The sequence below is a fragment of the Oxynema mangrovii CENA135 genome (assembly GCF_016632315.1).
In the GTDB taxonomy this organism is placed as follows: domain Bacteria; phylum Cyanobacteriota; class Cyanobacteriia; order Cyanobacteriales; family Laspinemataceae; genus Oxynema; species Oxynema aestuarii.
Window position 1 is genome coordinate 1192959 of record NZ_JAEOXH010000001.1, and the last position, 25976, is coordinate 1218934.

The 25976-nt window shown below is 53.7% G+C and carries 23 protein-coding genes and 2 tRNA genes; 12 read left to right on the forward strand and 13 right to left on the reverse strand.

Features of this window, described 5'->3' with window-relative positions:
• Positions 1–119: 119 nt before the first annotated feature.
• Positions 120–638, reverse strand: a complete 519-nt coding sequence (locus tag JJD41_RS04630) for a phycocyanin/phycoerythrocyanin subunit beta (protein WP_168568981.1) — start codon at positions 636–638, stop codon at positions 120–122.
• Positions 639–1273: 635 nt separating this feature from the next.
• A complete protein-coding gene (locus tag JJD41_RS04635) occupies positions 1274–1828 on the reverse strand; it encodes a phycobiliprotein lyase (protein WP_200664918.1) in 555 nt (184 codons plus the stop codon).
• Between the two features lie 97 nt (positions 1829–1925).
• Between JJD41_RS04635 and JJD41_RS04640 the strand changes: the two genes are divergently transcribed.
• Positions 1926–2063, forward strand: a complete 138-nt coding sequence (locus JJD41_RS04640) for a hypothetical protein (RefSeq protein ID WP_200664919.1) — start codon at positions 1926–1928, stop codon at positions 2061–2063.
• A gap of 214 nt (positions 2064–2277) precedes the next feature.
• Positions 2278–3963 (forward strand): MBL fold metallo-hydrolase, encoded by a 1686-nt coding sequence (locus JJD41_RS04645; protein ID WP_200664920.1) that lies wholly within the window; start codon positions 2278–2280, stop codon positions 3961–3963.
• A 90-nt stretch (positions 3964–4053) separates the two neighbouring features.
• On the opposite strand, the gene JJD41_RS04650 is transcribed toward JJD41_RS04645, so the two are convergent.
• Positions 4054–4365, reverse strand: coding sequence for a DUF6679 family protein (locus JJD41_RS04650; RefSeq protein WP_168568985.1), 312 nt, complete (start codon positions 4363–4365; stop codon positions 4054–4056).
• Between the two features lie 441 nt (positions 4366–4806).
• Positions 4807–5694, reverse strand: a complete 888-nt coding sequence (locus tag JJD41_RS04655; RefSeq protein WP_200664921.1) for a prephenate/arogenate dehydrogenase — start codon at positions 5692–5694, stop codon at positions 4807–4809.
• A gap of 576 nt (positions 5695–6270) precedes the next feature.
• Between JJD41_RS04655 and JJD41_RS04660 the strand changes: the two genes are divergently transcribed.
• The 6 genes from JJD41_RS04660 (at position 6271) to JJD41_RS04685 (ending at position 13781) form a co-directional block, all read left to right on the forward strand.
• Complete coding sequence (locus JJD41_RS04660; protein WP_200664922.1) at positions 6271–7830, forward strand: pentapeptide repeat-containing protein; 1560 nt, start codon at positions 6271–6273, stop codon at positions 7828–7830.
• A 199-nt stretch (positions 7831–8029) separates the two neighbouring features.
• Entirely contained in the window at positions 8030–9595 is a 1566-nt protein-coding gene (locus JJD41_RS04665; RefSeq protein WP_200664923.1) for a pentapeptide repeat-containing protein, read from the forward strand.
• A gap of 208 nt (positions 9596–9803) precedes the next feature.
• Positions 9804–11414, forward strand: coding sequence for a helicase C-terminal domain-containing protein (locus JJD41_RS04670; RefSeq protein WP_200664924.1), 1611 nt, complete (start codon positions 9804–9806; stop codon positions 11412–11414).
• Positions 11415–11543: 129 nt separating this feature from the next.
• Positions 11544–11756: a DUF2839 domain-containing protein gene (locus JJD41_RS04675; RefSeq protein ID WP_168568990.1), complete on the forward strand. Its 213-nt coding sequence runs from the start codon at positions 11544–11546 to the stop codon at positions 11754–11756.
• Positions 11757–12213: 457 nt separating this feature from the next.
• On the forward strand, positions 12214–12570 hold the full coding sequence (locus tag JJD41_RS04680; RefSeq protein ID WP_200664925.1) for a DUF1815 family protein: 357 nt from the start codon (positions 12214–12216) through the stop codon (positions 12568–12570).
• A 314-nt stretch (positions 12571–12884) separates the two neighbouring features.
• The gene (locus JJD41_RS04685; RefSeq protein WP_200664926.1) at positions 12885–13781 is read left to right on the forward strand and encodes an alpha/beta fold hydrolase; all 897 of its coding nucleotides are present in this window, start codon (positions 12885–12887) and stop codon (positions 13779–13781) included.
• Here JJD41_RS04685 and JJD41_RS04690 read toward each other — a convergent pair.
• Positions 13774–14436, reverse strand: coding sequence for an HD domain-containing protein (locus JJD41_RS04690; protein ID WP_200664927.1), 663 nt, complete (start codon positions 14434–14436; stop codon positions 13774–13776). The two genes, JJD41_RS04685 and JJD41_RS04690, sit on opposite strands and share 8 nt — an antisense overlap.
• 161 nt (positions 14437–14597) lie before the next feature.
• Between JJD41_RS04690 and JJD41_RS04695 the strand changes: the two genes are divergently transcribed.
• Positions 14598–15308: a ribonuclease H-like domain-containing protein gene (locus JJD41_RS04695; protein ID WP_200664928.1), complete on the forward strand. Its 711-nt coding sequence runs from the start codon at positions 14598–14600 to the stop codon at positions 15306–15308.
• A gap of 11 nt (positions 15309–15319) precedes the next feature.
• On the opposite strand, the gene glcD is transcribed toward JJD41_RS04695, so the two are convergent.
• The 3 genes from glcD to miaA all read right to left on the reverse strand — a co-directional run bounded on the left by glcD (position 15320) and on the right by miaA (position 19247).
• Positions 15320–16795, reverse strand: coding sequence for a glycolate oxidase subunit GlcD (glcD, locus tag JJD41_RS04700; protein WP_200664929.1), 1476 nt, complete (start codon positions 16793–16795; stop codon positions 15320–15322).
• Positions 16796–16861: 66 nt separating this feature from the next.
• Positions 16862–18199: a class I SAM-dependent methyltransferase gene (locus tag JJD41_RS04705; protein WP_200664930.1), complete on the reverse strand. Its 1338-nt coding sequence runs from the start codon at positions 18197–18199 to the stop codon at positions 16862–16864.
• A gap of 136 nt (positions 18200–18335) precedes the next feature.
• Positions 18336–19247 (reverse strand): tRNA (adenosine(37)-N6)-dimethylallyltransferase MiaA, encoded by a 912-nt coding sequence (gene miaA / locus JJD41_RS04710; protein ID WP_200664931.1) that lies wholly within the window; start codon positions 19245–19247, stop codon positions 18336–18338.
• 196 nt (positions 19248–19443) lie between these two features.
• Here miaA and gyrB point away from each other — a divergent pair, with 196 nt between their 5' ends.
• Positions 19444–21384 (forward strand): DNA topoisomerase (ATP-hydrolyzing) subunit B, encoded by a 1941-nt coding sequence (gene gyrB, locus JJD41_RS04715; protein ID WP_200664932.1) that lies wholly within the window; start codon positions 19444–19446, stop codon positions 21382–21384.
• Positions 21385–21691: 307 nt separating this feature from the next.
• Here gyrB and JJD41_RS04720 read toward each other — a convergent pair.
• The 4 genes from JJD41_RS04720 to JJD41_RS25200 form a co-directional block, all read right to left on the reverse strand.
• A tRNA-Leu gene (locus tag JJD41_RS04720) sits at positions 21692–21773 on the reverse strand.
• Positions 21752–22630, reverse strand: coding sequence for a M48 family metallopeptidase (locus JJD41_RS04725; protein ID WP_200664933.1), 879 nt, complete (start codon positions 22628–22630; stop codon positions 21752–21754). The genes JJD41_RS04720 and JJD41_RS04725 overlap by 22 nt, the downstream gene beginning before the upstream one ends.
• Positions 22631–22706: 76 nt before the next feature.
• Entirely contained in the window at positions 22707–24041 is a 1335-nt protein-coding gene (gene murA / locus JJD41_RS04730) for a UDP-N-acetylglucosamine 1-carboxyvinyltransferase (protein WP_200667077.1), read from the reverse strand.
• Positions 24042–24415: 374 nt separating this feature from the next.
• The gene (locus tag JJD41_RS25200; protein WP_255547207.1) at positions 24416–24544 is read right to left on the reverse strand and encodes a hypothetical protein; all 129 of its coding nucleotides are present in this window, start codon (positions 24542–24544) and stop codon (positions 24416–24418) included.
• Between the two features lie 29 nt (positions 24545–24573).
• On the opposite strand from JJD41_RS25200, the gene JJD41_RS04735 reads away from it, so the two are divergent.
• Together JJD41_RS04735 and JJD41_RS04740 are read left to right on the forward strand one after the other, a co-directional pair.
• Positions 24574–24657, forward strand: a tRNA-Leu gene (locus JJD41_RS04735).
• Positions 24658–24750: 93 nt separating this feature from the next.
• A complete protein-coding gene (locus JJD41_RS04740; protein ID WP_200664934.1) occupies positions 24751–25536 on the forward strand; it encodes a TrmH family RNA methyltransferase in 786 nt (261 codons plus the stop codon).
• A 47-nt stretch (positions 25537–25583) separates the two neighbouring features.
• On the opposite strand, the gene JJD41_RS04745 is transcribed toward JJD41_RS04740, so the two are convergent.
• Complete coding sequence (locus JJD41_RS04745) at positions 25584–25853, reverse strand: hypothetical protein (RefSeq protein WP_200664935.1); 270 nt, start codon at positions 25851–25853, stop codon at positions 25584–25586.
• Between the last annotated feature and the right edge of the window lie 123 nt (positions 25854–25976).

The window sequence follows — 25976 nt, forward strand, 5'->3', positions numbered from 1 at the left end:
CGATTCTGATTTCCTATTTCCTAATGGGTTAGCGACGTTGTGAGTTTGAGGAAAGTGGGTGTCGGGATGGCGGAAAAGATGCGCGCGAGGCGATCTCCGGCAGACTCCCGAACCGACTTTTATTCGACGGCGCTAGCAGCGCGATCGAAGTATCCGGCTAATTCGGAAATTAAGGAGCTGCAATCCCCTTTGCTGATGCCGTTGGGATCGTTGGCGATTCCGATCGCCGCGTCTTTCATTTTTTGGATACCGGAGGCGACCGTACCGCCGGGAGTGCCTAACGCTTGGTAGGTTTCGCGCAGACCGTTGAGACAGCGATCGTCGAGGACGCTAGCATCTCCGGCGAGCATCGCGTAGGTCACGTAACGCAGGATGAAACCCATGTCGCGAATGCAAGCGGCGTGGTTGCGATGGTGGTCGCACTGTCCGCCCGCGCCGAAGACTTGCGGTTGTTCGGCGACTAAGGCGCGGTAGGCGTTAGAGACGATCGAGGAAGCGTTGCAGGTGAGGCGGTTGACGACATCTAAGCGCTTGTTGCTGTCGGCAACCATCGCTTGCAAGCCGTTGATTTCATCTTCGCTCAGGTAAGCCCAACGTTTGTCCGCTTGGTTTACGACTTTAGAAAAAGCGTCAAGCATGTTTGTTAATACTCCTAACTACAGTTTTTTTTGAAGCTCGACCCCACAGGTGGGCCTAGCGATATCCGAACAACCCGGCGATTCGTCGATTCTCCCGGGGCGATCGCCCCGCTTTCTCCTCTGACGCGATCGCTCGCTGTCAGATTGATGAGAACGATAACCTCCAGTTTATGAGAGGTGCGTTAACACGACTCAATATTTGCGTTACCGGGCTGTCGGTGGTTTCATGTGAATCTTCAGCCTTTATACCCTGAGATTTGCGATTTTTTTATTAAGAGATGTTGCGATTATGGGCGGGGATCGCAGGCAAATAGGCTCAATTCTAAGGTTGTTTGCCCGAAACCGATCGCCGTACCCCCATTTTTGTAATTAAAATTAATAAAAAAACTCATACCTTAATGTTTTAACTTTAATTTAACTTTCGTAGCTTTTGTAACAAAAATGCGGCTTTGAGGGTGATTTTGCGGGCGCCACGAGACCAAAAATGTAACGCAATATATCTCAATGTAAATTTACGTAAACTTTATGAAAACAATGAACATTTGTTACAAAAAATGCCCCAGGGGGGGAATTTGTGCATCCTGGGACAAAGCAAATAGGGGTTAACCCTTCAATCGAGACTCTTCAATCGAGAGTCAGTCCGTTTTTTGTTCCACACCAAAACCGACGAGCAGAACCTGTTCGAGAGGCTGACCCTCTGGGGGGCGTTGGTAGTTGACGATCTGACGCAGACGCAAACTCGGATTGACTAAAGTAATCGAATCCACCGAAACCACGCGGGTGTAGTGAGTAGTCATCAGCAATTCGCGGGTAAAAGCATTAAAGCGAAAGTGGGCGACCATCGGTTTAGCCTCCTCGTAGGCGCGATCGCGCAAATAATCGCCCTCGATCGCCCCGCGCTCTTCCCTCGTCGGAACGAACAGTAAATTAAGCTGCTGCGAAACCTGCTCCCCGGTTTCCGAAACTGTATCGAACTGGAGATGGTACCCCTGCAAGCGGTCAACTTGAGGGTGAGGAGGTCGTCGATTATCTTGCAACACCTTATTTTTTTGAACGGACGAAATCGGTTCGACCCGGAATTGCGTATGCGATCGCTCCACCTGCGATCGCTGTAAAAAATGATAGGTACGTTCGCTACTCCAACTCCCCACACAACACTCGAAAAAGCGTTGAAATTCTAAAACACTCATGAGGCGCGACTCCTAAACTAAATTTTCCGGTCTAGTTGAAGTTTAAAGTTGAACTCGCCGTTCGCCCGCCTCGGGAGAGGAACCCCGACGAGACCCGATGAATTATTTTCGTGAAGCCAACCCCGGCGATCGCCCCGATTTGCGCGACATTTCGACGGCGGCGACCCCAAAGATCGGAGGAATTTTTAGTGAAATTGAGAACCCGGCGGGTCAGAAGGTTCGCCTAACTTGGTAGCATCAAATCTAGATCGCTTTGACGCTCCCTGACTCGCGTTTTTCCCGTCATCGTGCGCGAGTCCGTTCGAGCCAGTCTAAAACGCGACAGGCGATCGTTCACGAAATCACTGCGCCTGGGGAACGACAAGTGCGAAGCGGTGGCATCCCCATCGGGCGTTCTTGAGGTTTTCGACTCGCACTTCAATCCTACAATTTCAGCCCGTATTAGAGCAATGCAGCTTGAGTGTTTAGCCTACAGCGTCGGTCATGCAGATGAAGGAGTCTGTGTGGGGATGCAAATGGGACCGTATCGCATCCTGCTAGACTGCGGCTTACCCGACCCCTCAGCCTTGAGAGAATTATTCCCGCCGGATCGAACCGCACCCGTAGGGGAGACGAGGCGAAGGCAACCCGTCGATTTCGTCTTAGTTGCCAACGCCCACGCCGATCGCGCCCGAGGCTTGCTCTACTTGCATCGAGCCTTTCCCAAATTGCCCATTTACGCCAGCGAAGTCACCACGGAATTAGTCCATCTCAACTGGCCCGAAGTCGAACGAGAACAGACGCGCTTTTGTCAGGCATTACCCTGGCAAACCCCGGTAGAATTTCGCGACGGACTGACCGTACAACTGTTTCGGGCCGGACATTTGCCCGGTGCGGCGGCGATCTTGTTGACCTACCTCGATCCCGACACCGGGCGCGCGTATAAAGTCTTGCATACGGGAGATTTTTTCTTATCCAATTCTCGTTTAGTGGAAGGCTTACCCTTAGAACAGTTGCGCGGTTTGGATCCGGACGTGGCGATCGTCGAAGCCAGTTACGGAACCGCGCGCTTTCCCCACCGACGGGCCCTCGAAAACGAACTCGCCGAACGGATTAATCGGGCGATCGCCGAGCAGAAACGGGTTTTGATGCCCACTCCCCCATTAGGATTGGGACAGGAATTATTGATGTTACTGCGATCGCACCATCACTTTACCGGGCGCGATCTAGATATTTGGGTCGATGGCAGCGTCGCCGACGGGTGCGATGCCTATTTAGCCCTCTTGCCGCAATTGCCGAGTTCCGTGCAGAATTTCGCCCGCCATCAAGCCTTATTTTGGGACGATCGCGTGCGTCCGCGCGTGCGCCGGGTCGTTCCCGAAGAACGCGGCGAACTGGGAAAATCCCCGTCGATCGTCTTGTGCGATCTCGCGATCGACTGGCAGCAATATTGTGCCCCCGACACCGGACCGTGGCTGGTGTTGCTGCCCGAACATCCCGGTCAACCGCACCCGGAACTGGAGCGGGCCGTGCTCGATCGCCTTCCCGTCCGCGTCGAAGTCGAAACCTATTTACTCACCGATCGCTGCGACGTTAACGGAACCACCCAACTGATTCACAATCTCCATCCCCAACACGTGCTGTTAGTTCGCGGCGCGCCGAATTATCTCGCCGACCTGAGTAATTTAGACGAATTACGCAACCGCTACCACTTGCATACCCCCCACGCCGGAACCGTCGTGGAATTGCCGATCGGGGAAATTTTGGTGCAGCCGAGTGAAGAACCGGAGGTTTACGAGGGGGAGCTGACCGAACATCCCGGCGAAATTGCCATGACCTTTCCGGAGGCGATCGCCCGCGATTCGCGCTGGCAAAATTTTGCCGATACGGGCTTGATCGAGGCGCGCTGGCAAGGGGACGAGTTAGTCATTCGCGGGTTGTCCCAACGGGAAGTTCTCTCACAAAGGAGCGCGGCGCGGTTCGACCCGGCGATCGACTGTTGCGGGACCTGTCGTTACTATCGCGGTCGTCGTTGCTGGAATCGGGGGTCGCCTCTATACGGGTTCAAGGTCACCCCGGACGGCTACTGTCCGGCGTTTGAAGCGTTACCCAGCGAGGGAGAAGTGTGGGAAGACGGAGAACCGACGCCGGAATAGGGAGGCGATCGCGCGGCGCGCCGATCTAAAACTCCCCCCGGAACTCGCAGGGAGATCCGAGGGGAGGGGATAAGGGGGTGCAGGTCGGAATTAGTCGCGATCGGAGTCGGGAGAGGATTTGGGCAGTTGTTCCGCTTCCGGACAGTCGTCGGAAATTAGAGGTTCGACATTTCCCCGAGGAACCGATGCGAGTTTTTGAGTAATGGCGCCGATACTTTCGAGACGAACCATTTCCTCCCAAGAGCAAATTTCGTCTTCTTCGTCCGTTTCGTACCGGACGGTCACCAAGTCTCCTTCGATATCCAGGATCCGGGCGCAATCAATCCAACGTTGCTGATCCCGCAAGAAAATACTGACCTCACGACCGTCGCAACAGAGTTGATAAATCTTGCGGTGTAGCATGGGTGGCTTCTCCTGAGCAGGTAACTTTTTCAAATGCGTTGTGCCGTTTTTTTCAACAGGGAGAGTGCGGGCAAAACCGAACTCTGTATGGTTTAACGCGAGTTTTCCGAGAATTTCGGATTGACTTCAGGGAATTCGAGATCGTCCATTCGTCGCCGTGACTTGTTAATATCGTCCACCTGAAATACGAGCCTCGATCTTTTTATTTGACAGTCTAGCTTAAAAATCGGCTCATATTGGGCGGGGGTGATGAAATTCAAGGAATTTAGACCGCAACGATCGCGGGCGATCGGCGGCGACAATAGGGGGAGTCGGAAGGACGAACTCAAGGGTTCGGTCGCTGGACTAACAATTGCGGATAACCGATAGAGACATCGGAGTTTGAGGGGATCGCGTTAGAGAGCGAGAAGGCTCGGACGGATCGATTTGGGCGAATTTAGCTTAATTGTAAGGCGGATCGCTCGCGTCCGAGGGAGAAATGGCGGCGGAGGGATTGAGAAACTGGGGGCGTTGGCGATGGGTGCGCTGGAGTTGGGTTTCTAAGGCGGGCCAATCTTCGCTTTCGATCGCGGCGATCGCGCGATCGAGGGTTTGACGGTAAGCGTGCAGCGATCGCAGCAAACTGTCGCGGTTGTAGCGGGCCATCATCACCCCGAGTTCGGGATTGCCGCCACCGACGCGGGTGGTATCGCGAAAGCCACTACTGGCGAGCGCCCGGGCGAGTTGTAACACGTCGGGATCCGGTTCGTCGAGACAGGCATCGATCGCACTGGCGCTGACGATGACGGGCAGGTGGGAAATCCAGGCGACGGCGCGATCGTGGGTTTGGGGGGTGCAGCGATAGATCCGGGCGCCCAAGGAGGCGACGAGGGTTTCGACCCGTTCCACGGCAAAAGTCGGCGTGGTCGGTAGGGGGGCGATCGCGTAAGGACATCCGGCGAATAAATGCCGTTGGGCCGCTTCGATGCCACTTTCGGCGGTGCCCGCCATCGGGTGCGCCGGGACGAAGTTCGGCCACAGGGGGGCGACGGCTTCGACTACGGAGACTTTGACGGAACCGACGTCGGTGATCGCGGTTTCCGGCGCGAGGTGAGGAACCAGACGGCTGACCGTGGGGGCGATCGCGGCGATCGGGGTGCAAACGAAAATGACGTGGGTCTCGGCGAGCAGGGACAGCTCGACCCCGGCGACATCGACGACGCCGCGATCCAAAGCCGTTTGGCAAGTTTGCGGACGGCGGGACACGCCGATCGTCTCGTGACCGCGATCGCGCAAATCCAAGGCGAGGGAGCCGCCAATCAACCCCAATCCGATAATGCCTATCTTCATTCAATCTCGGTGTTTGTCGATCTTCTGGAGACACGGAGCGGTCCGATCCGGATCTCATTATAACGATCGCCTCGGCACAAGAGAACCGCATCCGGGGGCGGTCGTGCGGGAGAGAGCGGGCCGTCGGCGGATTTTATCGCGGGCGAGGAATCAGGCGCTAGCATGGTAGTACCCACTCTGGTGCGGCCCGATCGCCCCTTTGGCTTTCGTCCGACACGACCCGCAGGTGCGGCGACGCCCCATCGGCTGTCGTGTCTCCTTCGATCCGACGGAAAAAGAGTGGGGTGAGGCTCCACAGGGGTGTCGTACCCGGTTGCGCCTCAGTGCGGGTAAGATGGACGGGGTGTTTCAACGAGAGGAGCGTCTGTCGTACCGCTTGTCTGTCCCGACAACTCGCTATCGCCAGTGGTCTGCTGTCGTGGAGAGATCGTCGCGATCGCCCGAGCCGGAAGGGGGAGTGGGGAGCTCCCGTCATGGGGCGGCGATCGGCAATTTTCCCCCAGCTCGTCTGTTAGTTATATTGAGAACAATTCAAGCGGTTTCTGGGTCAAGTCGCCATGACATCAGGGTTCCCCGATGGAAGCGGAAGAAATCATCAAAAAATATGCCGATGGCGTCAGAGACTTTGTTGGTTTGAACTTGACTGAAGTTAACCTGAGTCAACATCAACTCAGTGGCATTAATTTCAGTGGCGCCAATCTGAGCATCGCCAACCTGAGCGGTACCGATCTGAGCGCAGCCAATCTCTCCCACGCCAAACTCAACGTTGCCAAACTCAATAGCGCCCATCTGAGCGGAGCCAATCTCAACGGAGCCGATTTAAACGTCGCCAATCTGATTCGTGCGGATTTGCGCGGCGCTCAACTGATCCAAGCTGCTCTCATTCGAGCCGAATTAATGCGCGCCGAACTGAGCGGCGCCAACCTGACTCAAGCCAATCTCAACGGAGCCAATCTCCGCGAAGCCAAATTGAGACAAGCGTACTTAGTCAGCGCCAATCTCAGCGAGGCGGATATGAGGGGAACCAGCTTGACGGCGACCAATCTCGAACAGGCGAATTTGAGAGAAACCAATCTCAACGGCGCCGATTTGAGCGGCGCCAATCTCAGAGATACGGAATTGCGCCAAGTCGATCTGTCTCATAGCAAGCTGATGGGGGCCGATCTGAGTGGGGCAAATTTGCGCTGGGCGGATTTGAGTTGTGCCAATCTCAAAGGGGCCGATCTGAGTGGGGCGAAGTTGAGCGGGGCGAATCTGCGCGGGGCGAATTTGAGTCAAGCGAATTTGCTCGATGCGAGTTTGGTCTATGCGGACCTGACGCAAGCCAATTTAAGTCACGCCGATTGGACGGGAGCGGATATTTCCGGGGCGACCCTGACCGGGGCGATGCTCTACGGGGTATCGCGGTTTGGCTTGAAGACCGAGGGGATTACGTGCGAATGGATCGATTTGAGTCCCGAAGGCGATCGCACTCAGGTGTATCGGTTGACGCCGGAAACCACCGACGAATTTTTCCACCAAACCCTGCCGACGGTGGCGATCGAGATCGACGCGCCTCTCGACCCGGACGCCCACCTGGCGCTCGCTTTAGCCTATCACCAAATTGCCCAACGCCATGCCGGAGCGATCGCCCCGCCGAGTATCGATGTCGGGCCTCGACGCACCACCCTCAAATTTAAAATTGGCAGTGACGCCGAATTATTTGCAACCGCTTTCGTGGCGATCGTTCCGTTTAAAGACGCTCAAATGACCCAGGAAAATCTCTTGCAACTGGTGCAAACCATCGGGGCGCCCGAAGTCGATCGCCTCTTGCAAGAATCCGAAATCAAAGTGCGCGAAATTAGAAATTCCCCCACCTTCGCCCGCATCGTACAAAAAGGAAAGTTCTTTCACGCCCCCACTCAAACCATCTTGACCAATTCCAGCGATCGCCCCTTGAACATTCACCATCACCCTCACTTCGGCAAGCGCTTGATCGACTTTTCCTATGCCAATAATGGCTTCGGACCCGATTCGGTCGGTTCGATGCCGAACTTGACCCTTCCTCCAGTCAGTCTGATGGTCAATTTTATTAAAGGCTTGCATCTTTCCTCATCCGGTGTCGCCGGGTCGCAATTCCCAGGGCGCTCGACGTGAACCCGATCCCCTCTACGATCCCCTCGGGGCGATCGTTGCCTCGATTCGAGAAGTCGCCGAACCCAAGCCCGGATTTCTTATTTCTCACTCCCGGCTTTGTCAGTTTGACCGTCCCGGTATTTAATTCTCCTATGGAAACGCTTTTTGGGCGATCCCAGCCGTGACAATACCCCCTTAGACTGTCTGAAAGGTAAACCTTATGCAAGCAGAGGAAATCCTCAAACGATACGAAGCCGGAGATAAAAATTTTACGGCGATCAACTTGACGGAAATCAATCTTAGTGGTGTCAACCTCAGTGGCGCCGATTTTTCCGGCGCCAGTTTGAGCATTGCCAACCTCAGTGGCGCCAACCTCAGTGGCGCCAATTTTACAGGGGCCAAACTCAATGTCGCCCGCATGAGCGGCGCCAATCTCACGGGAGCTAAATTAAACGGCGCCATTCTCAATGTCGCTAACTTAGTCCGCGCCAATCTCAGTGGCGCCCAACTCAGTCAGGCGGCGTTGATTCGTTCGGAACTGATTCGCGCCGACCTCAGCCGTGCGATCCTCACCGAAGCCAATCTCAGTGGGGCTGACTTGCGAGAAGCCAAACTCCGACAAGTCAACCTTTCCGGGGCCAATCTCAGCGAAGCGGATATGCGCGGTTGCTCCCTCGTGGGCGCCAATTTAGAACGGGCGACCTTGAGCGGTACCGATTTGCGGCGCTCCGATCTCAGTGGGGCGGACTTGTGCGATACGGAACTGCGACACGCGAATTTAAGCCGGGTCAACCTCAGTGGCGCCAATCTCAGTGGCGCCAATCTCAGATGGGCCGATTTGAGCGGGGCGAATTTACAACTCGCCGACTTGACCGATACGAAATTGAGCGGTTCTAACTTGCTCGGCGCCGATCTGAGTAACGCGAATTTGGCCAATGCCAGTTTAGTTCATGCGGATTTAACCCAAGCCAATTTAATCCGTGTCGATTGGGTGGGAGCGGATTTGAGTGGGGCGACTTTATCGGGAATTAAACTATTTGGTGTCTCCCGATACGGACTGAAAACGGAAGGGATCACCTGCGAGTGGGTCGATTTAAGTCAACACGGCGATCGCAGTCAAATTTATCGCCTCACTCCCGATGAAGCGAAAAAGTTTTTCAACCAAACTCTCCCGACGGTTCGCATCGTTATCGATGCCCCCCTCAACCAACAAGCAAATTTTGCCCTCGCTTCCAGCTATTACCAAATCTCCAAAGAAGGCAATTTATTGAACTTGCCTCCGAGTATTGATGTGGGTTATCGCCGTACCGAACTCACCTTTCGTATTGACAACGACGAGCAGATTTTTCCCACGGCGTATTTGGCGATTTTACCGTTTAAAAATGCAGTGGCAACGCAAAAAAACATCATTACTTTGATGAAAATGCTGCAAGCTTATGCCATTAACAGCCATAGTATGGATGCGTTGCGACAAATCAAACAATTGAGTACGGCGCTCAGTCAAACTATTCATAAAGTTAATGAAATCAATCTGTCGGCAATGACAGATACCAGTGAGGAAACGCAACAGTTTTTTGAGGCGCCGACTCAGATGGCTCTCAATAATTCTAACGATCAAAGTTTGCAAGTCTATTACGATCCCAATTTTGGCAAACGCTTTTTGCCGTCTTCCGGTTCGCTCAAGCCGACCAGTACCGGAACCAATATGAAAGCTACTAAATTTTCGTTGCCGTCGGTGGAAGAATTGGTCGAATTTATCGAGGGATTTTACTATCTGCAACCGTGAGGGGCGATCGCCGAGCCTCGACTCTATCGGAAAGGGATAAGCGGTTTCTCTTTTAAAATGCATAGGAGTAGCCTCATAGCCACTCACCTCTAGCGACCCGGCGAGCGGGCGCGATCGCCGTGCTGTCGTTCTCTGTGGGGAACTCACCTCCGGGATAGGGTGGCCTCGATCCGTCAGTCCTCATTCGTGTAGGTCATTTGTTGCATCCGTGATTGAAGTAGAAGTCCACCAACAACTGCGCGCTTTCTTGCGATCGCAAGGAGAACCGTATTGGCCCCATCATTTGACGATGGCCAGACTGGTGGCCCGGGCGTTGCGCCTGGGGCGCTCGTCGTTGATTCAGACGGGTATCCCGACGGTTGGCAGTTACGGACGCCACCACCTCAGCTACCTCACTCCGGTCTTGATTTGGTCCGGTCCGGCGATCGTCGTGGCCCCGGTCGCGGTTCAGCAGCGTTTGTTATTGGTCGAAATTCCCCAGCTCCAACAGTGGATTCAAAATCGCAAGGCGATCCGAACGGGCGATCGCTGGCCGGGAGAGGACTTTGACGGGGTGCTGATCGTCTCGCCCCAAACCTGGTTGGACAACGCCCTCGCGGGTTACCCCCGCATCCCCAAAGGGATTCCGACGATTATCGATGGCGCCGACGATCTCGAACGGTGGGCGCGCGACTATCTCCGGGTCAGTCTCAATGCAGAGGATTGGCACCAATTGATGTTGGCCCGACCCGATCGCGCTGCCGCGATTCGCGATGCTCGGGTTCGCATGACTCGGGCGATCTTCCAACATCCGCCCAATCCGTATCAATGCTGTTTGCTCGAAGGCGAAGAACGCCACCTGCTCGAACAACTTTACGGGATCTTGGGCAAGAGTGGCGCCACCCGGGAGGCGATCGCCTCCCCTCGCAATTACCCCTCGGATCCCCTCGCTAACGGCACCGGGATCGCGGGCGCCAACGACGCTTTACCCCACCAGTGGGAACGCTTTTGGCAGGAGTTGAACCGCGCAGATCGCTTGCTGTGGGCGTCGGTGGATCGCGGTGCGGGTCAATTTCAACTAGAATGCACGCCGATCGAGCTGGGCCCTTTGCTCGGGCCGCTTTGGTCGCAACAGCCGTTAGTGTTAGTGGGTGGGGCGTTGGATCTCGATCGCGAGGCGACGGTCTATCGGGAGCAATTGGGCCTGGGAGATATGACCTGTGTCAAGTTCTCGCGCGATCGCCACGCCGACTCGATCCGCCTCTATTTACCGGAAGGCTTGCCGATGCCGAATACTCCGGAATATCAGGCCGCCGCGATCGCCGAAATTCGCACGATCTTATGCATGAGTGCTGCCGGAGCCGGGTTCACGGCTATTTTAGTCGAAGATATTCCCTTTAAAGGCAAGTTAGGCTCGATTTTGGCCGCAGAATTCGGTTCTCGGCTGCAAGTCGAGAAAATCACTTCCGAACCGCATGGAATTTTAGTCACGGGTTGGGAGTTCTGGTTGGAACATCAAGGCAGTCTACCCCCGCCCATGTTATTGGCGATCGCCACCTTGCCCCTGCCGTCTTTAGAAAACCCCCGGGTGGCGGGTCGGGTCGCTTATTACAAAAGTCGCCGTCTCGATTGGTTCCGTCAATATTTGTTACCGTCGGCCCTCAATACCCTGCAACGGGCGATCGCCCCGGTGCGCGAACGTCAGGGCGTTGTCGCCCTCCTCGACAGCCGCACCATCCATCGGACCTACGGTCGTCAAGTCTTAGAGGCCCTCGGTCCGTTAGCTCGCATTGACTATTTAGATGCGACCTGGTTCAACCCCGAACGATCGATTCTTTAGGGAGGAGGAGCCCTCGCGTTACCGCCACGACTCCCCACCCCCATAACTGTAGTTTTGTTAACGATCGCGCCAAGGCGGCAAATGCAGGCGCTATTATCAATGGGTAACGAGAGCGAATTGCATTCAATTATGGGTGAGGCCAAACGTCGCAAAGAAGCCCTGGGAGAACGATACGGTCAAGAACCTTACATTCTGCCTTGGTTGCCAATTACGAAAAGTCAATCCCGTCAGTTTGTCACGTGGACGACGCGCGGGGCGTGGGGTGGAATTATCTTGTTGGTCGTTCTCTGGCTGACGGTTCGCTTTATCGGTCCGGTCTTCGGATTGTGGCAAGTGAATTAGTCGGCGTGTCTCCGTCGAGCCGAGTGACTTGAGGGCGATCGCGAGAACTCAGATAGAGGTCGATCGCCCCCGCTCAAGTCCACTCAACTGAGACAAATTTGCAATCGATCCGATAAGTATTTCCAATCAATTGCGGGGAAAGGAGCGCACTCAAGGTACGGAGAATAGGGGCTGAAGGTTTCTCTAGTGAGGGTTTGACGCCGCAGTCCCCATCTCGGTTCGATCCTCCGGAACCCCGTGGTTTGCGGGTGAATCTAAAAGGGTGAAAGCAACTGAGTGTCGTTCCTGATACTTTGCTCGAGGTGAAGGTCGGGTTAAGTTGAGGGCTGAGCTAGCCCGAGCAATTTTGCGAACGGGAATGGGCATTCTAACTGATAAAGAGTTACACCACAATTGGCAAATTGTTAAGAAAATCTTAAAAAGAGCTAAAATGTGGTGTGGTGATTGGAGGACAATTGTGTTTATAAGACTCGCCGAACAACACCGTCAATTCGTCCGGGATCTAGTTATGAATTTGCAAGCTCTGGCGATCGTGCTGGAGCGACGGGGTTACTTAGCATCCTGCTATACCTGTGGCGGACAAATGAACAGCGCCTCTTTCATGGTGAGTCTGGGAGAAAATCATCTGATCCGGTTTTTGGTGTCAGATTACGGAATCACGTGGACCGAGATGCGCGACGATCGCGAACTGATGAAATTGGAAGGGGCCGAAGCAATCGGCCAATTGCAAGAATTGGCAAATTTGGTCAAGTACCAAGTCAAGCCGGAGTCGGAGCCGAACGAGATCGCCGTGGAACCGTGCGTGAAAGGGTAAATCCGTTGGTGCGACTGTAGCGATCGCCTCGGGAATCGGGGAGCCATACCGTTACCGAGGATGAAAACGCCGCTCAGTTCGAGTCGGGCGCTCGGAAAGTGCTACGCTTAAAACAGAGGCCATCGACCCGCCGACGGGCAACTCGTCCGGTCGAGGGTGAAGGGTAAAGCTCCTCCAACCGCAGAAAATTGCTGGAGTTCGGCATCTTCGTCGTCCGATTTTTTCATGTAAAAGCAGGCAATTTTACCCGAACCCTGCGGCTTCGATTTCGGCTCGTTCGATCCACTTCCAGAGCCTTGAAAAGCGCACGATCCATGAGTGACTTAGTAGAGAATCACTGGCAACACCAGTATATTGAAACGAACCGCATCCGTCTACACTGCGTGACCCAAGGTGAAGGAGACCTCGTGATTTTACTGCACGGGTTTCCAGAATTTTGGTATTCCTGGCGCTACCAAATTCCACCGTTGTCTCGTTATTTTAAAGTCGTCGTGCCGGATTTGCGGGGCTACAACGATTCGGATAAACCCCAGAGCGGCTACGATCTCGATACCCTCAGCGCCGATATTCGCGGTTTGATCGCCAGTTTGGGGTACGCCAAAGCGCACGTAGTCGGACATGACTGGGGCGGGGCGATCGCCTGGCACCTGGCGGAAAAATTTCCGTCTTGTCTCGACCGACTGGCGATTCTCAACGCCCCGCACCCGCACCGTTGGTTGCACGAAATGGCAGGAAATGTAGACCAACTGCGCCGCAGTTGGTACGTGTTTGCGTTTCAAGTTCCCGGGATTCCGGAGTGGTTGATCCACCAAAATTTAAAGGATTTCGTCAAGAAAGTTTTTCAGGAACAGGCGATTCGGAAAGGGGCCTTTACGGCGGAGTTAACGCGAATTTACCAAGAAGCGCTCGAAAAGCCGGGGGTTTTATCGGCGGCGATCGCCTACTATCGTCAGTTGATGGCTCCTCAGAATTGGCTGAGTCAGTGGGGGCGATCGCCGGATCCGGTCACCGTTCCCACCTTGGTGTTGTGGGGTGAAGAAGATTCGTTTTTAAGCAACCGCCTCACCGAAGGACTCGACCGCCTGATTAAGGCGCCGTTCACGCTCAAATTCGTTCCCCATTGCGGACATTGGATCCAGCAAGAAGTCCCGCATTTGGTGAATCGAGAATTAATCAACTTTTTGCGAACCCCCGCCAACGCCCTCAGCTAAGGGACGGCGATCGCGCCGAGAGAGTCCGCACTTCGCGCGCGATATTTTGGCGGGCGATCGCCTCGAACTGGCAAAACATCGGTTCGGTCAGGTAGATGCGATCGCGCTCTAACAACTGCCGGAGGATCTTGAGGCGCCCCTCAACATAGGCGCGATCGGACAACCAGGAATACTCCCGCCGAATTCCCTGGAGATAAATCTCGTATTCCGACGGTTCCACCCCTAAAACCGACAGATCCGCATCGAGCAGAATTTGGGTGTCGATGTCGAGATCGGTTCCCTGATGCTTTTCCGTACTCAGAATCATCCGGACGACCCGTTCCACCGTCCCCGTCGGAATCTGCAACTGTCCGAGGACGCGGCGCGCATACTGTGCACTTTGGCGCTCGTTATCCGTCGCCGTGGGATCGTAAACCGCATCGTGAAACCACGCCGCCAGTTGGATCGCGTCCAGATCGCGGGCGAGCGATCGCAATCGGTCAATCGCATTCAAGACCCGTTGTAAGTGCGCCAACGTATGGTAAAAGCGTCCCGCGCTACAGTAAGCGCTGACTAACTCGAATAAAACTTTTTTCCCCAACGCCCGATCTACTCCAAACGCGGCGATCGAACCTTCCCAACTGGCTTTCAGCGCCAAACCATCGACATATTCCATGACTGAACCTACCCCAAACCCATTGATGTTCGTGGGAAAAAGAACGACCCCAAGCGAGTGATGTTGGGTAAAATTTTAACCAAGCTCGGCGATCGCGATCTAGGCGATCGCACCCCCCAGTCCGTCTCTAGTCCCGATCTATTCTTCAACTGCACCCGTCCATGTTTAAGAAAGAACTCTGGATCGATCGCCAATTTATCAATAATTTTTATAAAGGTTCCATTTACGATTTAGTCTTTCTCGATCTCGAATTTTGGCCCGATCGCGATCGCGGGAAATCCGTGCAACGCATTTTCGGCTACACCCTGACGCGCTTGCTCAAATCCAACAAACAACAACACATTAAAATTCACCTCTTAGAATCCCGTCAGGAAGAAAAAGAACTCATTCAATTCCTGATGCGCGATCTGTCCGTCTTGCACAAAAAGATCTTTGTCGGATTTAATATCGTCCACAGCGATATTTACGTCCTCCAAAAACGGCTCAAACACTTCAAAATTAAGCCAAAAATCGATAAAATCTCCGTTTTTGACCTCGAAAACAAGCGTAAAGAAGGACTGAATCGCGGCTTAAATAACTTATTTAGTTGCTTGGAGATTCCGATCGCCAAAGAAATCGACGGCCTTTATTTCCGTCTCAATTGCAACAAAGTCTTTTCTCAAAGCCGCGATCGCGATAACATCCTCGAAACCATGTACGAATACTGCTTAGAAGATGCCCGCAATTACTTTCATATTGTCTCTAACTGGAACAATAAATTTCCCCTCATCCTTCCCGAACGCTTGCTCGAATTAGACTTATCCCATTCGGGAAGGCGATCGTCCAAACCGCGACCTAAATTAAGCGTCAAACCAACGCAACGCGATCTTTAACTGACTTCAACCTAAAACAACTCCGCCCCTTCAAACTGCTTCGTTTTAAACGCATTCGCCGCTTCCCCACAAGTGCGCGGCGTCGGGAACAACTTCTCGGGATTCGCCAACCCTTTCGGATTAAACACCTCGCGAATCCACTGCATCGTTTCCAAATCCTTCTCGGAAAACATCTCACTCATATAACATTTCTTATCTGCCCCGATCCCGTGTTCTCCCGTCAAACTACCCCCAACTTTGACGCATAACTTAAGAATTTCTCCCGCCAACTCTTCTACTTCTTCCAATGCCCCCGGCACCGCATTATCGTATAAAACTAACGGGTGTAAATTGCCATCCCCGGCATGAAAAACATTCGCCACCCGATAGCCGTATTTTTGGCTGAGATCTTCAATCTCTTTCAGAATAAATGCCAATTGCGTGCGCGGAATTACCCCATCTTGGACGTAATAATCCGGGCTGAGATGTCCCGCCGCCGCAAATGCAGCTTTCCGTCCTTTCCACAATTTCAGCCGTTTTTCCGCTTCGATCTCGGCGGTGACATGGCGCGCGCCATTGGCTTTACAAATTTCTACAACTCGGGCTTGATTGGCTTCGACTTCCGCTTGCAATCCGTCGATTTCAATTAATAAAATTGCCGTTGCATCTCGGGGATAACACCCCGTCCCTACGACATCTTCAACGGCGTTAATACTGAGATTGTCCATCATTTCCATCCCCGCCGGAACGATACCCGCCCCGGTAATCGCAGAAACTGCCGCCCCCGCATCTTCAATTCGGGTAAAATCGGCGAGTAAAACACAAACGGCTTCCGGGGCTTTGAGAATGCGCAGGGTGATTTCTGTGGCGATGCCTAACGTCCCTTCAGAACCGACAAATAACCCCGTAAGATCGTAACCGGGCATCTCGGGAATTTCGCCGCCGACATCGACAATGGAACCGTCGGGCAAAACTAATTTTAAACCTAAAACGTGATTGGTAGTGACGCCATATTTGAGGCAATGAACGCCGCCGGAATTTTCGGCAACATTGCCGCCAATCGAGCAGATAATTTGACTGGAAGGGTCGGGGGCGTAGTAAAATCCAGCCCCACTTACGGTTTGAGTGACCCAGTTATTAATAACGCCGGGTTGAACGACGACGAGTTGATTTTCGAGGTCTACTTTTAAGACTTTCCGCATTAAAGCGGTGACGATTAAAACGCAGTTTTCGATAGGAAGGGCGCCGCCAGATAAGCCCGTTCCCGCACCTCGGGCGACCCAGGGAACGTCATGACGATCGCAGATTTTTACGGCTTCGGCGACTTGTTCGGTGGTGCGCGGTAAAACGACAATGGCGGGACGTTGGCGATAACTGGTCAAGCCGTCGCATTCGTAGGTTAGCAGTTCTTCTTTGCGCCGGACGACGCCATCTTTTCCGACGATCTTCTCGAATGCTTTGATAATAGGTTGCCAATCGCGTTGGGGTTTTCGATCTTGGGCGAGCATAGGTTAATAAAGGTAGGAAATAGGGCGCTAGTTGGGAGGAGTCAAGAATAGGAATAGGGGATCGAGTTAAGAATTTTGACGGCTTTCTCGTCGGGCGATCGCCGATTCTAATTTTTCGAGACACTCGCGTTTGTGCGGTGCCAGTCGGACGGCTTGTTTATAGATAGAGATAGCTTCTTCAATTCGATCGGTTTGAGTTAAAAATTGACCGAAATAGAGATAAATTTCAGCCGTTTTGGGATGGGTGGCGATCGCCTGTCGGTAGCATTTTTCAGCTCCTTCAAGATCCCCCATTTTTTTCAGAAGTTGACCGAGGCGATCGTAAGTTTCCAGGGCATTTGCATCGAGTTCGATCGCTTTTCGATAGGCGGCGATCGCCCGAGGAAGGCGATCGAGTTGTTCTAAAAGTTGTCCGAGGCGATCGTGAATGCTGCTGCGGGTTCCTTGTTGTTCTAAGGCTTTTAATAAAGCGGCGATCGCCTCCAAATTATCACCTTTTTGACGGGCGACTTCCGCCAGATTTAACCAGGCATCCACCGCTTCCGGATGCCATAAAAGATATTCTCGATATTTAACTTGAGCGAGGTCTAAATCTTGTTGTTGCTGGCAGCGAATCGCCTCTTGATACAGCCGTTGTAAATCCCCTTGGTGACGGGCGAGTTCGTCGAGGGGATAAAGAGACCGAAGGGCTGCGGGAGTCATTTGCTGGCGGGCTTTGGCGCTAGACGGGCGATCGCTTCTCGACGCATCCCAACTGAGAATTAAAATGCCGTTGCCGAAGCTAGGATAAGCCGCACCCGATGCGGATAATTCTAATAGCACTTGACATTGGGGATGGGCGGCGACAAAGTCTTTTTGTGCTTGTTGTACGGTTTTCCAATTGGAGTTATTGAGAACGATTAAGGCGCGATCGGCCAAAATCGATTTAATCAACAGTAAGCCGACTAATTGGGAGCGATAATCGTAAGCGCAATCGTAGAAGTAAACGCCGATGCGACCGTTAATTTCTTGAGGCAGTTCTAATAAAAATTCTTCAAAATCTTGGTTTTGAAAAATAACGCGGTCTTTTAAATTAAATTGGTTTAAGTTTTGCTGTAAGAGGTCGAGAGTTTCCCCGGGGTCGTCTAGTTCGGAAAAGTTATCGACGGCATACGCTGGGCGGTCGTCGCGATCGAGGAGGGCGCCGATCAAGGTCGAACCTTGATAGGTACCGATTTCGCAATAATATTCCCCTTCCTCCATACATTCGACGGCAAAATTGAGCAGTTGCATGACCGTGGTGGTGGTCATGCTTTCGACTTGTTCGAGGACGCGATCGAAGCGAGGGGACTTGGGTTTGACCGTATCGGTTCCCCAGTCTTCGTATAATGTCGGAAGCTGGGTAATAAATTTTTGGTAATCCATCAGCTAACTCGATGAGTGCGTAAAGCGATCGCTCGAAACGGCGAGCATTTTAAAAATTGCGAAATTGTATGTTAATTTAGCATAAATTGTTGCCGCGATCGCCAAAAATCGAGGGAAAACTCTTTAACCGTTCGGTCTATAAAGGTTGGACAAATCGATCGACGCGGTGCCAGACTTTTTCGACTAAATCGGGGGTTTCGAGGTCAAACCATTCGATTTCGCGGATGCGGCGAAACCAGGTGCGCTGGCGCTTGGCAAATTGGCGGGTATGGAGGACGATCGCAGCGATCGTCTCGTCAAGAGTGACCGGGGGATCTTGGTAAAGATACTGTTTGATTTCCCCATAGCCGAGGGTATCGAGGAGGGGTAAATCGGGGCCGTATTTTTGACAGAGGGCTTCGACTTCGGCGATCGCTCCGGCGTCGATCATCTGGTGGGTTCGTCGTTCGATGCGGCGATCGCCCGTGGCGGGATCGCCATCCAAACCGATCTGTAAAATGGGATAATCCGGCGGATTTTCGCCTTGTTGCTCGGAAATGGGAATTCCGGTGACGTAATAAACCTCTAGGGCGCGCAAGGTTCGCACCGCATCGTTTGCGTGAATTTTTGTAGCGGCAACGGGGTCAACTTGTTGCAAAATGGCATAACATTGGGATTGGCCGAGGGCGGCGAGCTGCGATCGCAATTCGGCAACGGGAGGCACCCGAGGAATTTTCATCCCGCGCGCGATCGCCTTAATATACAAGCCCGTACCCCCGACCAACAACGGCACCCGTCCGTTGCGATGGTAGCGGGCGATCGCCGCTCTCGCCTGCTGTTGGTACTCCGCCACTGTGAGGGTTTCCGTCGGATCGCAAATGTCGAGCAACTCGTGGGGGACGATTTGCCGTTCTTCCGGCGTCGGCTTGGCAGTGCCGATGTCAAATTCGCGATAAACTTGGCGCGAATCGGCGCTGAGGATCCCCGTATCGAGCCGTCGGGCGATCTCCAACGCCAATGTCGATTTACCCGATGCCGTCGGCCCGCAGATAATCACTAAACCCGGCATTCGCATTTCTGGGTAGCGATCGCCCTTCCCCTCAATTTTTGCCCTCGCCTTTCTAGCTTCATCCAGTGCATCCCCCCTAAAAAATGTTCGTGAAATAGCGCTCTCGTCGCCTCTAACGGTTTTGTGCTAAAATTTTGACAGTTTTTGTATTCTAATGCTTTAAGGGGCTTAAATCCCATTATTGGAGCGATTTCCTATGACCAGCAATTACGGCGCCGAGCAAATTCAAGTTCTCGAAGGACTCGAAGCGGTACGCAAGCGACCGGGGATGTACATCGGCTCAACCGGGCCGAGAGGACTCCATCACCTCGTTTACGAGGTCGTGGACAATGCCATCGACGAGGCGCTGGCTGGACACTGTACCCATATTGAAATTGACCTCAACCCCGACGGGTCCGTGACCGTCACCGACGACGGACGGGGGATTCCCACCGACGTTCACTCGAAAACCGGAAAATCAGCCCTCGAAACCGTGATGACCGTCCTCCACGCCGGGGGCAAATTCGGCGGCGGCGGTTATAAAGTTTCCGGCGGCTTGCACGGCGTCGGCGTTTCCGTGGTCAACGCCCTCTCCGAATGGGTCGAAGTCACCGTCTGGCGGGAGAAAAAAGTCCACGTTCAACGCTACGAACGCGGCAAAGCCGTTGCGGACTTACAAGTCACGCCCATCAAAACGAACCAAACGGGAACCTCGGTGTGCTTTCTGCCCGATACCCTTATTTTTACCACGGGAACGGAGTTCGATTACAGCACGATCGCCTCGCGTCTGAGAGAACTCGCCTATCTCAACGCCGGAGTCAAGATTACCTTTAGCGACAAACGCCTCGATCTCATCAAACGGGAAGAACCCCGGGTCGAAAGCTACTGCTACGAAGGTGGCATTCGCGAATATATCAGCTATATCAACTCCGACAAGCAAGAACTGCACGAAGAAATCATCTATATCGAAGGGGAACGCAACAACGTTCAAGTAGAAGTCGCCTTGCAGTGGTGTACCGACGCTTACAGCGACAACCTTTTAGGATTTGCCAATAACATCCGTACCATCGACGGGGGAACCCACCTCGAAGGCTTGAAAGCCGTCCTCACCCGGACGATGAATTCGATCGCGCGCAAGCGCAACAAACTCAAAGAGGGCGATTCCAACCTCGGCGGCGAACACGTCCGCGAAGGCTTGACCGGAATTATTTCCGTGAAAGTCCCCGACCCGGAATTTGAAGGGCAAACCAAAACCAAGTTAGGCAATACGGAAGTACGCGGGATCGTCGATTCCCTCGTGGGAGAAGCCCTCGTCGAATATTTCGATTTTCATCCCCAAGTCGCCGACGCGATTTTAGACAAAGCGATTCAAGCGTTTAACGCGGCGGAAGCGGCCCGGCGAGCTCGGGAATTGGTGCGGCGCAAGTCGGTGCTCGAATCGTCGCCGCTTCCGGGGAAATTGGCCGATTGCAGTACGAAAGATCCGTCAGAATCGGAGATCTTTATTGTAGAAGGGGATAGTGCGGGCGGCAGTGCCAAACAAGGGCGCGATCGCCGCTTCCAGGCAATTCTGCCCCTACGCGGTAAAATCCTCAATATCGAAAAGACGGACGACGCCAAGATTTACAAAAATAACGAGATTCAAGCCTTGATTACCGCCCTCGGTTTGGGGGTCAAAGGGGAGGAGTTCGACTCGGCGCAACTGCGCTATCACCGGATCGTGATCATGACTGACGCCGACGTGGATGGGGCGCACATTCGCACCTTGCTGCTGACGTTCTTCTACCGCTACCAACGAGCGTTAATCGAGCAGGGATACATTTACATCGCCTGCCCGCCATTGTATAAAGTCGAGCGCGGACGCAGCCATTATTATTGCTACAGCGATCGCGAACTGACCAATTTAATTCAGAACGAGTTTCCCGGAAATGCCAATTACACCATTCAACGGTTTAAAGGGCTGGGGGAAATGATGCCCGTTCAGTTGTGGGAAACCACGATGAATCCGGACACGCGCCTGCTCAAACAAGTGGAGATCGAAGACGCGGCGGAAGCCGATCGCATCTTTACGGTGTTGATGGGCGATCGCGTGGCGCCCCGTCGCGAATTCATCGAAACCTACGGATCGAAATTGAATCTGACCGATCTCGATATTTAAGGCGAAGCGAGGGAGTCGTTCCGACGACGGCTTCCTTTTCCCGCCTCCCCCGAACGTGGGAAGGAGTCGAGATCCCCTCAAAAAACCAATAAAAAAAGAAGAGAACTCCGGTTCTCTTCTTTTTATCGGGTTGTTTTCCGTCATTTTTGAGCTGCTTGCGAAGCATTTGCTGTTGCTTCTTCAGTTGGCGCGCTCGGGCGCTGCCGCCTTTCCCTTTGGAGTTCCGGCCTTTGCGACGCGGAGACTCCCAGCTTTTGAGCTGTCGAGCCATTGCACGGGGCCTCTCGGTCTAATGGATGGAGAAACATGGGCGAGGCGAGACTCGAACTCGCAAGACCGGAGTCGCCACATTTTGAGTGTGGTGCGTCTACCAATTCCGCCACTCGCCCGTGGCTTCAGTTTCACCATCATAACCCATTTTTCCTTTTTTTTGCAATAGAGATTCGTAATCTTTGCTGCTCGACCAGCGATCGATTTCGCGGGCGCGCAGAACGGGTAAGGGATGGGTGAGTTGTCCGGTTTGGGCTTCTTTCAATAAAATCCCGAGATCGGTGTTGCTACTTTTATCGTAAGCCCGAGCCTGATCGAGAAAGGCGTCCAAGTTAAGTTGGGGGGACAAGCTGGGGGAACCGCCTGCCAATTTCATCAGCACGGAGCTGACGACCCGGGGATTTTGGGTGGCGAGCAAAGCCGCGCGATCGCAGGTAAACTCGGCACATCGGAGCCATTCTAAAATTTGACTTTGCAATCCTTGGGCGAGAATGGCGCCCCAAGGAGAAAGCTGTCCCGCCGCCAGGACGATTAAATTGGCCAGGGTTAAGTAAACCCCGTGTTCGCATTTGAGATGGCCCAACTCGTGTGCGATGACGGCTTGGATTTCGGCAGGTTCGAGCAGCTCGATCAACGAGGTATGCAGAACCAAAAAGGGCTGTTTGCCGCGCATGGCGAAGGTGTACGCATTGGGGATCGGATGTTGGCGCACGTACATTTGCGGCAGTTCGAGGTCTAAAACTTGGCAGGCTTCTACTAATAATTGGTACAACTCGGGTAACTGGCGATCGCCGACCAAAACGCTGGAGGCGATGTTATCCAGGTAAAAGAATTGTTCCCCCACCGAGCCGAGTAATTGCCGCACGATTAAATCGAGTCCGGGCAACTGTTTGAGGGCTTCGGTGGCCTCGCGATCTAAGGGATGACGGAAGTCATTTGCTTTGAGGCCGATCAGGGGAAGTCTAGAAAAAGCCATGCCAGTTTAATGCGTGACAACGGTGGATTCTGTCTGGGGCGAGGTTGGGCGATCGCCGCCCTCGCTCCTTACTCCGTTATTTTAGAGCGGATGACGGGGTTTTGGCTTCGGGCAGTAACGAGTCTTCGCTGACGCGCAGGCGACGAATGCGAGCGCCGACTTTTTGCAGTTTGAGGTCGAGGTTTTCGTAACCGCGATCGAGGTGGTGCAAGCCTTGAATCGTCGTGGTTCCTTCCGCCGCCAGTCCCGCCAGCACTAACGCCGCCGAGGCGCGCAAGTCGGTGGCCACCACCGGGGCGCCGGAGAGGTAAGGCACGCCACGCACGACGGCTTGATTGCCTTTGACGCGAATATCGGCACCCATGCGCTTGAGTTCGGCGACGTGACGCAGACGATTTTCAAAGACGGTCTCGCAAATGGTGCTATCGCCGTTCGCCAAGGTCAGCAAGGTCATAAATTGCGCTTGCATGTCCGTGGGAAATCCGGGATAGGGCAAGGTTTCGATATCGGTTTTGCGAATCACCTCGCCGGGAACGACCCGCACGCAATCCGGGGCTTCGACGATGACTTGAGAGCCGATTTGCTCTAATTTGGCGATCGCCGCCGTCAGGTGTTCGGGAACCACCGGAGAGAGTAACAGTTCTGAATAGGTAATGGCTCCGGCGACCAAAAAGGTTCCGGCTTCGATGCGATCGGGGATAATGCTGTAATCGACCGAGTGCAGTTCCGGTTTACCTTGAATGACGATCGTGTTCGTCCCGGCTCCCGTAATTTCGGCGCCCATCGCATTGCAGAAATTGGCCAAGTCCACGACTTCCGGCTCTTGGGCGGCGTTTTTAAGGACGGTTTCTCCTTCGGCGAGGGTCGCCGCCATCATCAGGGTTTCGGTGGCCCCGACACTGGGATAATCAAGATAGATTTTGGCGCCTTGCAGGCGGCGTTTGGCTCCGGGAATGTAAGCGCGAACCATGCCGCGATCGATTTGGACGTGGGCGCCGAGGGCTTGCAAGCCGCGCACGTGCAGGTCTACGGGTCTAGCTCCGATCGCGCATCCCCCCGGTAAGGGGACGTGGGCTTCTCCCAAGCGTGCCAACAACGGGCCGATGGCGAAGAAGCTCGCCCGCAACTGGCTGACCAGTTCGTAAGGAGCCTGATTCGTGGCGATTTTGGTGGTGTCGATTTCTAAAATATCGTCGTGACGATCGATCTTGAGACCGAAGATCCGCAGGATCTGAATCATGCGATCGACATCCGCCAGGGACGGGACATTGCGCAAGCGGCAATGTTCCGGACACAGCAGCGCACCTGCCATGACTACTAAGGCGGCATTTTTAGCCCCACTAATGCGGACGTGACCGTTTAAAGAAGAGCGGCCAGTAATTTGCAGAACGGATGTTTCTGCTTCTGGCATGGCTTGACCGTTGAGCGAACCAACAGAGGCAGTAATAGGTCTATCCTCCAAAGGGAATGGGTACTTGTACAGCTTTCAATTTGGTTCTGATTCTACCGGAAAGATTTTATATGTCCAGATTTATACCTAGAAAATTTGCCCCTGATTTCAAATAAGTTTCCGGAGAATCATCGGGCAGGTTTTTACTGCCTTAAACCCCGAACAGTACATTACCTCCTAGGGCGATCGCAACTCCCTGGCGAGAGAATTTTTACTCAAACCTCTCCCCCTCCTTTCTCTACCGCCGCCGCGATCGCGTTTTAAGAAATCGAACGATCGCCTTTGACCTATTGTTCTCGTTCTCCCGATCGCCTCAATTGATGTTTAGCCAAGATTTAAGCCGCGATCGCCCCCCAAAACAACCGTGGCGACCGCGATCGTTCCCATTGTAAAATTGGCGGGGATTGCCCCGCTTCAAAAGTTTTTTGCTCTGGGGGCTTGACATCTGCTCCTTGTTGAGTCACGATAGTAAATCGGAGTGCATAACTGCCGCGCGGAACTGGCGGAATTGGTAGACGCGCTAGATTCAGGTTCTAGTGTCTGCAAAGACTTCCGGGTTCAAGTCCCGGGTTCCGCATCCCCAAGGAGTAACGAGGCGATCGCCCGTCGGCCCCACGCCGAAAGGTTCGTCCTCGATTGCTCCTTATTTTTTTGCCTCGCTCGCTCCCTCATGCTTACCAGTCTTCAAAATCCTTTAGTCAAGCAGATATCCAAACTGCACGCCGCCAAAGAACGGCGCAAACAAGGGCAATTTCTGCTCGAAGGCACCCACCTGCTCGAAGAAGCCTGTCACGCCAACTATCCCCTCACTGTGGTTTGCGCTACCCCCGAATGGCAAGCCGCCCATCCCGAACTGTGGGATCGCGCTTGCCAGTTGAGCGATCGCGCCGAGTCTGTCAGTTTAAATGTATTGACAAAAATCGCCACTACCGTTCATCCCGACGGGGTCGTCGCCAGCGCCAACCGCCGCCAAGATGCGGCGATCTCCTTTACCGCAAGCGGGTTTTGGTTAGTTCTCGAAACCATTCAAGATCCCGGGAATTTGGGAACCATGATTCGCACGGCGGCGGCGGCGGGCGCCGAGGGATTGTGCGTCAGCGCCGATAGCGTCGATCTCGACCATCCCAAAGTCTTGCGCGCCTCCGCCGGACAGTGGTTCCGCCTTCCGCTTGCCGTTTGCGAAGATCTGCCCGCCTCAGTGCGCCAGTGGCAACAGCAACAGGTACAAGTTATCGCCACCGAGGGAACGGCGCCGACGACGTATTGGGACATCGACTACCGCCCTCCCACGGCCATCCTGTTAGGGAACGAGGGATCGGGTTTATCCGCCGATTTGTTAAAACTTGCTGACCGATCCGTCAGAATTCCTTTAAATGCAGGAGTGGAATCGTTAAATGTGGCGATCGCCGCCGCCGCCATCCTTTACGAAGTACGACGGCAGAGAGAGTTGAGTTAGAGTTTAGAGTTTAGACTTTAGCTTGAACTCCCACAGAGCGAGTGCTTTCAGTCCCCCTCGTCTGGGGACTCCTTCGATTTCATAAACTGTTCGATATCCTCCGCCGCTTCTGCCAGTTCCTCGAGTTCGAAACCCGACGTTTCGGCGGGGGACGAGGGATTGGAACGTGGAGAAGAAGAATTAGGAATCCGTTCGATCTTTTCTGGAGTCGGTTCGGAGACTTCGTCAACCAACTGAAACGTTTCTTCTAATTTATGGAGCGAATCGATAAAGGCTTTCTCGCTCGCGCGGCGTTGTTCTTGGCGATCGTTTTCCATGAGATTGACTCCCAAATTGAACCTTCACTCCCCGAAAGCGACCCGATCGCCCCCTCCAGGATCTGCTTGTAGATAGTGGCTTGATGCGGCTGTGGCGGGGCGATCGCGCGATGCTCCTGGGGA

What these genes read in the sequence shown, in the direction of transcription:
- JJD41_RS04745 (WP_200664935.1), bottom strand. Translation starts at nt 25,853, where the DNA reads ATGGAAAACGATCGCCAAGAACAACGCCGCGCGAGCGAGAAAGCCTTT.
- JJD41_RS04630 (WP_168568981.1), bottom strand. Translation starts at nt 638, where the DNA reads ATGCTTGACGCTTTTTCTAAAGTCGTAAACCAAGCGGACAAACGTTGG.
- JJD41_RS04665 (WP_200664923.1), top strand. Translation starts at nt 8,030, where the DNA reads ATGCAAGCAGAGGAAATCCTCAAACGATACGAAGCCGGAGATAAAAAT.
- JJD41_RS04740 (WP_200664934.1), top strand. Translation starts at nt 24,751, where the DNA reads ATGCTTACCAGTCTTCAAAATCCTTTAGTCAAGCAGATATCCAAACTG.
- miaA (WP_200664931.1), bottom strand. Translation starts at nt 19,247, where the DNA reads ATGCCGGGTTTAGTGATTATCTGCGGGCCGACGGCATCGGGTAAATCG.
- JJD41_RS04690 (WP_200664927.1), bottom strand. Translation starts at nt 14,436, where the DNA reads ATGGAATATGTCGATGGTTTGGCGCTGAAAGCCAGTTGGGAAGGTTCG.
- JJD41_RS04645 (WP_200664920.1), top strand. Translation starts at nt 2,278, where the DNA reads ATGCAGCTTGAGTGTTTAGCCTACAGCGTCGGTCATGCAGATGAAGGA.
- JJD41_RS04635 (WP_200664918.1), bottom strand. Translation starts at nt 1,828, where the DNA reads ATGAGTGTTTTAGAATTTCAACGCTTTTTCGAGTGTTGTGTGGGGAGT.
- JJD41_RS04650 (WP_168568985.1), bottom strand. Translation starts at nt 4,365, where the DNA reads ATGCTACACCGCAAGATTTATCAACTCTGTTGCGACGGTCGTGAGGTC.
- JJD41_RS04655 (WP_200664921.1), bottom strand. Translation starts at nt 5,694, where the DNA reads ATGAAGATAGGCATTATCGGATTGGGGTTGATTGGCGGCTCCCTCGCC.
- JJD41_RS04660 (WP_200664922.1), top strand. Translation starts at nt 6,271, where the DNA reads ATGGAAGCGGAAGAAATCATCAAAAAATATGCCGATGGCGTCAGAGAC.
- gyrB (WP_200664932.1), top strand. Translation starts at nt 19,444, where the DNA reads ATGACCAGCAATTACGGCGCCGAGCAAATTCAAGTTCTCGAAGGACTC.
- JJD41_RS04725 (WP_200664933.1), bottom strand. Translation starts at nt 22,630, where the DNA reads ATGGCTTTTTCTAGACTTCCCCTGATCGGCCTCAAAGCAAATGACTTC.
- murA (WP_200667077.1), bottom strand. Translation starts at nt 24,041, where the DNA reads ATGCCAGAAGCAGAAACATCCGTTCTGCAAATTACTGGCCGCTCTTCT.
- JJD41_RS04705 (WP_200664930.1), bottom strand. Translation starts at nt 18,199, where the DNA reads ATGGATTACCAAAAATTTATTACCCAGCTTCCGACATTATACGAAGAC.
- JJD41_RS04695 (WP_200664928.1), top strand. Translation starts at nt 14,598, where the DNA reads ATGTTTAAGAAAGAACTCTGGATCGATCGCCAATTTATCAATAATTTT.
- glcD (WP_200664929.1), bottom strand. Translation starts at nt 16,795, where the DNA reads ATGCTCGCCCAAGATCGAAAACCCCAACGCGATTGGCAACCTATTATC.
- JJD41_RS04675 (WP_168568990.1), top strand. Translation starts at nt 11,544, where the DNA reads ATGGGTGAGGCCAAACGTCGCAAAGAAGCCCTGGGAGAACGATACGGT.
- JJD41_RS04685 (WP_200664926.1), top strand. Translation starts at nt 12,885, where the DNA reads ATGAGTGACTTAGTAGAGAATCACTGGCAACACCAGTATATTGAAACG.
- JJD41_RS04640 (WP_200664919.1), top strand. Translation starts at nt 1,926, where the DNA reads ATGAATTATTTTCGTGAAGCCAACCCCGGCGATCGCCCCGATTTGCGC.